The sequence below is a fragment of the Gemmatimonadales bacterium genome, assembly GCA_030697825.1.
Classification (GTDB): domain Bacteria; phylum Gemmatimonadota; class Gemmatimonadetes; order Gemmatimonadales; family JACORV01; genus JACORV01.
In genome coordinates this window covers 1-7240 of sequence record JAUYOW010000098.1, presented here as the reverse complement: position 1 = coordinate 7240, position 7240 = coordinate 1, and the positions used below count along the sequence as shown (strand labels likewise).

Here is a 7240-nt window from a genome sequence, read left to right as displayed (position 1 = left end):
TCAGGCGGTGGGCACCGCCATTGCCGGGCGCCTCCTGCCTGGCGAGCGCGCCTCCATTGAGGCGCGCCCCACGCGCAACGCCGCGGCGTACGACCTTCTCCTGCGCGGCAACTACATGCTGGGCCAGCGCACCCAGCAGTCGGTTGCGGGAGCCATTGCCGAATACGAGGCAGCGCTGCGCCTGGATCCCGGCTTCACCGCCGCGCGCTCGCGCATTGCCTACGGGTACGCGCAGCACGTCAACTGGGGCTGGTCCTACTCCGGCTTGCCGCTGGATTCGTCGCTGGCGCGCGGGCTGTCGGCGGCTGCGGAGGCCCTGCGCGCGGACTCCACGGTGTCGGACGCGTGGATGGCGCTGGCGCTCCTGCGATCCTTCGAGCGCCCGCGGGATCTGGCGCCCGCCCGGGTGGCGTTCGAGCGCGCGATCGCCCTGGACCCGCGGAACGCGGAAGCTCACAGCCAGTACGGCGTCCTGCTTCAGCGGATGGGTGAGCACGAGGCCGGGAGTCGCGCCACCCTGCGGGCCGTCGATATCGATCCCCTGAGGCCGGTTAGCCTCAGGGACTTGGGGTTCCGGGCGTACCACGAGCGGCGCTACACCGATGCCCTGCGCTGGCTCGACAGCGCGCTCGTGGCCGACCCCACGAGCTGGTTCAGCTACGCCGACCGGGCGCGCGCGCGGGTGGCGCTAGGCGATCTGGCTGGGGCGAGGTTCGACGCTGAGGCGGCGCTGCGCTTCGCCCCTCCCGGCTCGCGCTACTGGAGCGAGGTCGTGATGGCGCTGGTCGAATCGCGTGCGGGCGACACGGCGGCGGCACGCTCCCGGCTGGCTCGCGCCGCCGTGGATCCCTCCGTGTTCGCGGGGGGCGAGGCCGGCGCGCTTACGCCTCGCGCCGCTTACATGCTCGCCGCGGGCTTCGCGTCGGTGGGCCGCGGCGACCTCGCGGTCGAGGCGCTCGAGCGGGCGCGACCGCTGGCCGCGCAGCTCTGGAGCTACCTCGACGCGCCGGAGCTGGATCCCATCCGCTCGGACGCAAGGTTCCGGCGCGTGGTCGAGGCGTCGCGGCCTCTCAACACGCCGCGCTAGCCGGAGATGACTTTCGGCCCGACCTCATGGCTTGCCGCGGGCGCGCTGGCCTTCCGGTGATTCGGCCGGAACGCGACTGGCTCGCTTTGCGAGCCCGTGCGGCGCTCGCTACAATCCTCCGTATGGACATCGCTCGCGCACTTCCCGGCGAGGAGCTGATCGAAGCGGGCCTGCTGGACCTGGCCCGTGGCCTGGAATCCGTTCCCGCGCTGCTGGTGTTGATCGGCGCGCCGCGGCTGCGCCGCCTCGGCTTCGCGGTGCCCGAGGGCGACCAGGCGCCGCCCGAGCTTCGGCTCTACGCCGCCCTCACCGCCGAGAATCCGGATACCGCGCACTCCCGCTACAACGCCCTGGTCCGCCGGCTCGTGAGCTTCGAGCGTGCCGCCGAATGCGGCGCCTGACCGACGCAGAGCGCCTGCGGGCGTTTCTGCAAGCACTGGCCCGCGCCACCGACACTGCGTGCCGACTCTACCTGACGGGCGGTGGAACGGCCGTCCTGTATGGCTGGCGGCCCACGACGATCGACGTGGACGTCAAGCTTGTGCCCGAGCCTGATGCGGTGCTCCGTGCGATTGCGCGCCTCAAAGACGAGCTCCAGATCAACGTCGAGCTCGCGTCGCCGGCCGACTTCATCCCTGAGTTGCCGGGGTGGGAAGACCGCAGCGTGTTCGTCATGCAGGAAGGAAAGCTGGCCGTCTTCCACTACGACCTCTACGCCCAGGCGCTGGCCAAGATCGAGCGCGGCCACGCCCAGGACGTTGCGGACGTCAAGGTGATGCTGTCGCGCGAACTCGTGGAGCGAGCGAAGCTGCTGGATCTGTTCGCGCGGATCGAGCCGGCGCTCTACCGGTATCCGGCGCTGGACCCGCGGACGTTCCGGCGTGCTGTCGAGGACGCGATCCGGGTGGTACCGTGAGACGAAGTCCCCGCCCAATCATGCCGCTTCTCATCGTCGCCTGCTCCGTCTCGGTAGCGGCTACCGCGCGGGCTCAGTGCCCCGACGGCACGCCGCCGCCGTGCGCGGGCGCGGACGTGCATCCTCGGCGGTGGCTTGGCTAAGTTCTTGCTGGTGCGTAAGTTGAGATTGGGAGGGTGAGGCCTCGTCCGTCCGAAGCTGCCTGACTGAGCGCCACTCCTGTTGCTGCGGGGCAACGGTTCGGCGAGACGATGCGAGGCACGGTGGGAGCAGCCCCGTACCTCCGGACCTTAGCCGCCGACTCGCAGCTCCTTGAGCGCCCCCACCACGTAACTCTTCGCCACCTTCTTCCGCCACCCCAACTCGAAATCGGTGTTGTCGAGCGGCTTCGCCAGCCGCGACGCCTGCTCGGCGAATGTCGCGATCACGTCGTCCGTTAGGCGTTTTCCGACCAGCGTTGCCGCCTCCGGGACGATCAGCGGCCGCGAGGCAACTGCCCCGAGTACCACCCGCGCCTCAAGGACTACCGCACCGGCAGGTACCGCTCCCCGCTCCCCGCTCCCCCCTCCGGAAAACCGCGCCGATGCCGCGACCGAGAGCACCGGGAAATCGAACGACCCTCGCCGCCTCAGCTTCCAGTACGTCGACTTTCGACCTTCGACGTTCGGCGGCAGGTGTACCTTCGTCACGATCTCGTCGCGGCGCTTGGTGAGGTACGCCATCCCGTCGTTGTTGTAGAGCTGCTCCAGCGGAATCCGCCGCTCCCCCTCGGTGCTCACCAGGGTGACCTCGGCCCCCAGCGCGATGAGTGCCGGCGCCGTGTCGGTGCTCGAGACCGCCCAGCAGCGGGGACTACTCGTCGCCACCCAGCAGATCGAGGTGCCGTCCGGGCTGGTGCAGGCGTGCCCGTCGGTGCTCCCCGGCGCCTTCATGCAGAAGCTGATCGCCTTCCGCCACTCGTAGTTCTGGTCGTAATAGTTGCAGCGGGTGTCGAGGCAGAGATTGCCGCCCAGCGTGCCCATGTTCCGGAGGTGCGGTGTCGCCACGGAGCCCGCCGCCTTGGCGAGCGCCGCGTACCCGGCCCGCACCTTCTCGTGCTCGGTGATCTCGGTGAGCGTCAGCCCCGTGCCGAGCGTCAGGCCCTTGCCGTTCGAGATCTTCTTCAACTCGGACACGTTCCGGATGCCGATCACGATCGCCGGGGTCTGCTGACGCCGCTTCATGTTCGGCACCAGGTCGGTCCCACCCGCGAGCAACATCGCGTCGGCGCCGCCGTCCTGCAGCGCCAGCGCGGCATCCTTCACCGTCCGCGCGGCGACGTACCGGAACTTCGGCGCGCGCATCATCCTGCGGCCCCGGCCGTTCTTTCCGTCCGCTGCTCCTGGTTCAGGGCGCGGCCATCGCCGCCTTCCCACGGCGGCGGCACCTTGAGCGGCTCCGGCCAAGGCACGTCGGGGAAGGTCGTCGGCCCCACGCGGGCCATCCCATCACTCCCCTCACTCCCCTTACTCCCCTTACTCCCCTTACTCTCCAGTGCCCTCAGAATCTTCTCCGGCGTGATCGGCACCTCGTCCACCCGCACGCCGACCGCATCGAACACCGCGTTAGCCACTGCCGGCATGATCGGCAGCAGCGGCCCCTGGCCGACCTCCTTCGCGCCGAACGGCCCGTTCGGGTCCGGGTTCTCGATGAAGTAGGTCACGACCTCCGGCATCTCGAGCGACGTGATCGACTTGTACTCGAGGAGGCTGGGGATCTTGTGGACCAGCGCGCCCGAGAGCCGGGCCGGCAGCCGCCGGAAGACCTGCTCCTCCATCAGCGCCTCGCCCAGTCCCATGTAGACGCTACCCTCTACCTGGCCGCGCGCGAGAACCGGGTTCAGCACCCGCCCGATGTCGTGCCCGATCCAGATCTTCGGCACGCTGATCCATCCCGTCTCGCGATTAACCTCGACTTCCACCACCGACGCGCTGTACGAGTAAGCCGCCGACGGGCCCACCCCCGAGCCGCGATACTTGCCCGGCGACTTGGGCGGAGTGTACGAGCCGGTCGTCCCGATCGTCCCGAACTTCGTCTCCGCCGCGACGACGGCCTCGGCGAAACCCATCCCCGCTTCGGGGTTCTCGACGTCGAACACTCGCCGGTCCGCGAACGCGAGCCGCCCCTCCGGCACGCCGAGCTTGCCCGCGGCCGCCTCGGCGAGCATCGCCTTCGCCCGCTCGGCGGCCTGGATGGCCGCGTTCCCCATCATCAGCGTGACCCGGCTCGAGTAGCTGCCAAGGTCCACCGGCGTGAGGTCGGTGTCGCCGGTGACGAGCTTCACGTCGAACGCGTCGATGCCGAGGACCTCCGCGACGATCGCGGCCAGCACGTCGTCGGATCCCTGACCTATCTCCGTCGCACCGCAGAACGCGGTCACCCGACCGGACCGGTCGAGCTGGAGCTGCACGCCCGAATGCGGCATCTCGTTCCAGTAGATCGCGACGCCCGCGCCGGAGAGGTACGACGAGCACGCGATGCCGAGGCCACGACCCGCGCCCAGCTTGCCTCGGCGCTGCCGCCACCCGGAACCTTCGACCACCGCCTCGATGCACTGCCTGAGGCCGATCGTCCCTATCCTGAGCCAGTTCGCGGTGATCGAGTCCGCGGGTGCGAGCTGCTGGAGACGCAGGTCCGCCGGGTCTTTGCCGAGCGCTACGGCGATCTTGTCGAGCTGCACTTCCTGAGCGAAGCGCGGCTGCGGCGTCCCGTGCCCGCGCTTGGGTCCGCACGCCGGAGTGTTGGTGAACGTGCGGCACGCGCGGAAGCGATAGCGCGGCACGTGATAGGTCACCGTTTGGAGCTGCCCCGTGTAGAGCGTCGAGGCGGCGCCGTAGCTACCGTATGCGCCGCCGTCAAGCAGCGTTTCGAGATCCATCCCGACGATCGTGCCGTCGGCCTTCACTCCGGTCCGAAGGTGCATCAGCACCGGGTGCCGGCCGCGATGGCAGTAGAAGACTTCCTCGCGCGTCAACGTCACCTTGACCGGACGCCCGGTGAGGAGCGCCGCCTTGGCCACCACCATCTCGTGGTTGAAGGGATCGCTCTTCCCGCCGAAACCGCCGCCGTTGGGCGTGGCAACGACGCGGACCTGGTGTGCCGGAATGCCGAGCGCGCGCGCCAACTCGCGGTGCACGTAGTGCGGCGTCTGCGTCGAGGACCAAAGAGTGAGACGGCCGTCCTGATCGAGCGCAGCGACCGAGGCGTGCTGCTCGAGTGGCAGGTGGGTGCTACCGCCGAAGAAGAAGAGGTCCTCGAAGACCCGGTCGGCGTGCTTCGCGAACGCTTCCTCGACGTCGCCGAACTCGAAGTGGGCGAGCCGGTGGATGTTGCCGCCCTCGCCGTACTCGTGGATACGGGTTGCCGGGTTCCGGAGCGCTTCCTCCGGGGAGTGGATGGTGGCCAGCGCCTCATACGAGACTTCGATCAGCTTGAGGGCTTCAGCAGCCTCCCACTCACTCGCCGCGATCACGGCCGCTACCGGGTCGCCCACGTGGCGGACCTTGCCGCGGCAGAGGGCGTGCTCGTCGCGGCTCACCGGCATGATGCCGTAGGGGATCGGGAAGTCGTCGCCGGTGAGCACGAGGCTGACCCCGGGGGCCCGGCGCGCCCTCGACCCGTCGATGGTCAGAATGCGGGCGTGGGGGTGCGGCGAGCGGAGGAGCTTGCAGAACAACATGCGCGGCAGCATCAGGTCGTCCGCGAACTTCGTCTGCCCGGTGACCTTGGCGCGGCCATCGACCCTGCGGCGCGCCTTGCCGATGACCTTCATCGCGCGGCGTCCGCGCGCCGGCCCGCCGGCGCGCCGGTGCGTGCCGCGGCTTCCACGGCCTCGAAGATCTGGAGGTATCCGGTGCACCGGCACAGGTTCCCCGAGAGCGCCTGTTTGATCTCTTCGCGCGTCGGCGCCGGATTGTGGTCGAGGAGGTGCTTGGCGGTGAGCAGGATGCCCGGCGTGCAATAGCCGCACTGGGCCGCGCCCAGGTCCGCGAAGCTCTCCTGGAGCGGGTGGAGCGCGGGGCCGTCCGCCAGCCCTTCGACCGTCGTCACATCGGACCCGTCGCACTCAACGGCGAGGACCAGGCATGAGAGGACGGGCTTGCCGTCCCTGAGCACGGCGCACGCGCCGCATTCGCCCAGCTCGCAGCCGTGCTTGGTGCCGGTGAGGTCCAGATCCTCGCGCAGGACTTCGAGCAGCGTCTTGTAGCCCTCGAAGAGCACGTGCCGCTCCTCGCCGTTGACGCGGAGGCTGATGCGCGCCCGATCGTCGGTCGGCGGAAGGGTGGGCCCGCTGGCGCGCCGCTCGATCATTTCCGCAACCCTCTCACCAGGTAATCGCCGAACGCGTCGGCGACGGCGGCCGGCCGCTGCGTGCCGTCCGGGCGGTACCATTTCGCGGTCCAGTTGAGCGCCCCTAGGATGGCGCGGGTGACGAGTGCCGGATCGCACCTCACGAACGCGCCGCGCCGCACCCCGTCGGCGACGATGCGGCGCACCGCCTGCTCGTAGCGATCGCGCTTGGCGACGATCCGGGCCCGCAAGGTGGGGGGCAGGGCATCGACCTCGGTGTGCGCGGCGGCGCCGTCCAGCTCGTCGAGCGTGCAGGTGAGGTGGGCCGTGATGACGCGCCTGAGCCGCTCGGCCGGGCCCTGCCGCCGTCCGTTAGGCGGCCGGGTCGCCACGAGCATCATGTCCACCGAGTGGTCCTGGCAGAAGTAGAGCAGCTCGTGCTTGCTCTTGAAGTAATAGTAGAGGTTGGCGGGGGAAAGGTCAGCCGCCGCGGCGATCTCGCGCATCCCCGTGTCGGCGAAGCCCCGGTCCCGGAAGACACCGGCGGCGGCGCGGAGGATGGTCTGCCGCGTCGCGAGGGCGCGCCGGGCCCGGCGGTCCTTGGGCCGGGGCCCGCCCTCGAGGTGATTCGAACCCGGGTTCAGTTTTGGAACCATGGTTTGAATCTGTCGGCCGGGAGGGTCGCCGTCAAGGCATTGGCGGCGGCCCTCTGGCGGGACGGGGCACGGTGTCGCATCCTGCTAGGGTACCCATGCACCGTCGCGACTTCGTTCTGAGCCTGCTGGCGGCCGGCCCCGCGGCTGGGAGTCTGCGGCTGAAACCGCGTCCGGATCCGTCGCTTCAGCGACGGTCATCCGGCCGAGCCGCGACTTCAGTCGCGAGCCGGCATCGCGACAACCTTCGGATCA

General features: G+C 69.8%; 7 protein-coding genes. 3 read left to right on the top strand and 4 right to left on the bottom strand.

Annotated elements, in window-relative coordinates; genetic code table 11:
- From Q8Q85_04875 to Q8Q85_04865, 3 genes are all read left to right on the top strand, one after another.
- Positions 1-1087 (top strand): hypothetical protein (locus tag Q8Q85_04875; GenBank protein ID MDP3773581.1); only part of this gene is annotated, 1087 nt, incomplete at its 5' end.
- A gap of 122 nt (positions 1088-1209) precedes the next feature.
- Complete coding sequence (locus Q8Q85_04870; GenBank protein ID MDP3773580.1) at positions 1210-1488, top strand: hypothetical protein; 279 nt, start codon at positions 1210-1212, stop codon at positions 1486-1488.
- Complete coding sequence (locus tag Q8Q85_04865) at positions 1476-2003, top strand: hypothetical protein (GenBank protein ID MDP3773579.1); 528 nt, start codon at positions 1476-1478, stop codon at positions 2001-2003. The genes Q8Q85_04870 and Q8Q85_04865 overlap by 13 nt, the downstream gene beginning before the upstream one ends.
- Before the next feature lie 290 nt (positions 2004-2293).
- On the opposite strand, the gene Q8Q85_04860 is transcribed toward Q8Q85_04865, so the two are convergent.
- From Q8Q85_04860 to Q8Q85_04845, 4 genes are read right to left on the bottom strand one after another with little or no spacing between them, the layout of a single operon-like run.
- Positions 2294-3349 carry an FAD binding domain-containing protein gene (locus Q8Q85_04860; protein ID MDP3773578.1) on the bottom strand — a complete coding sequence of 352 codons (1056 nt, stop codon included), beginning with the start codon at positions 3347-3349 and terminating at the stop codon, positions 2294-2296.
- Positions 3346-5814 carry a molybdopterin-dependent oxidoreductase gene (locus Q8Q85_04855; GenBank protein ID MDP3773577.1) on the bottom strand — a complete coding sequence of 823 codons (2469 nt, stop codon included), beginning with the start codon at positions 5812-5814 and terminating at the stop codon, positions 3346-3348. The genes Q8Q85_04860 and Q8Q85_04855 overlap by 4 nt, the downstream gene beginning before the upstream one ends.
- Positions 5811-6353 (bottom strand): (2Fe-2S)-binding protein, encoded by a 543-nt coding sequence (locus tag Q8Q85_04850; protein MDP3773576.1) that lies wholly within the window; start codon positions 6351-6353, stop codon positions 5811-5813. Before Q8Q85_04850 ends, Q8Q85_04855 begins: the two co-directional genes overlap by 4 nt.
- Positions 6350-6988 carry a TetR/AcrR family transcriptional regulator gene (locus Q8Q85_04845; GenBank protein MDP3773575.1) on the bottom strand — a complete coding sequence of 213 codons (639 nt, stop codon included), beginning with the start codon at positions 6986-6988 and terminating at the stop codon, positions 6350-6352. Before Q8Q85_04845 ends, Q8Q85_04850 begins: the two co-directional genes overlap by 4 nt.
- Positions 6989-7240: the final 252 nt, after the last annotated feature.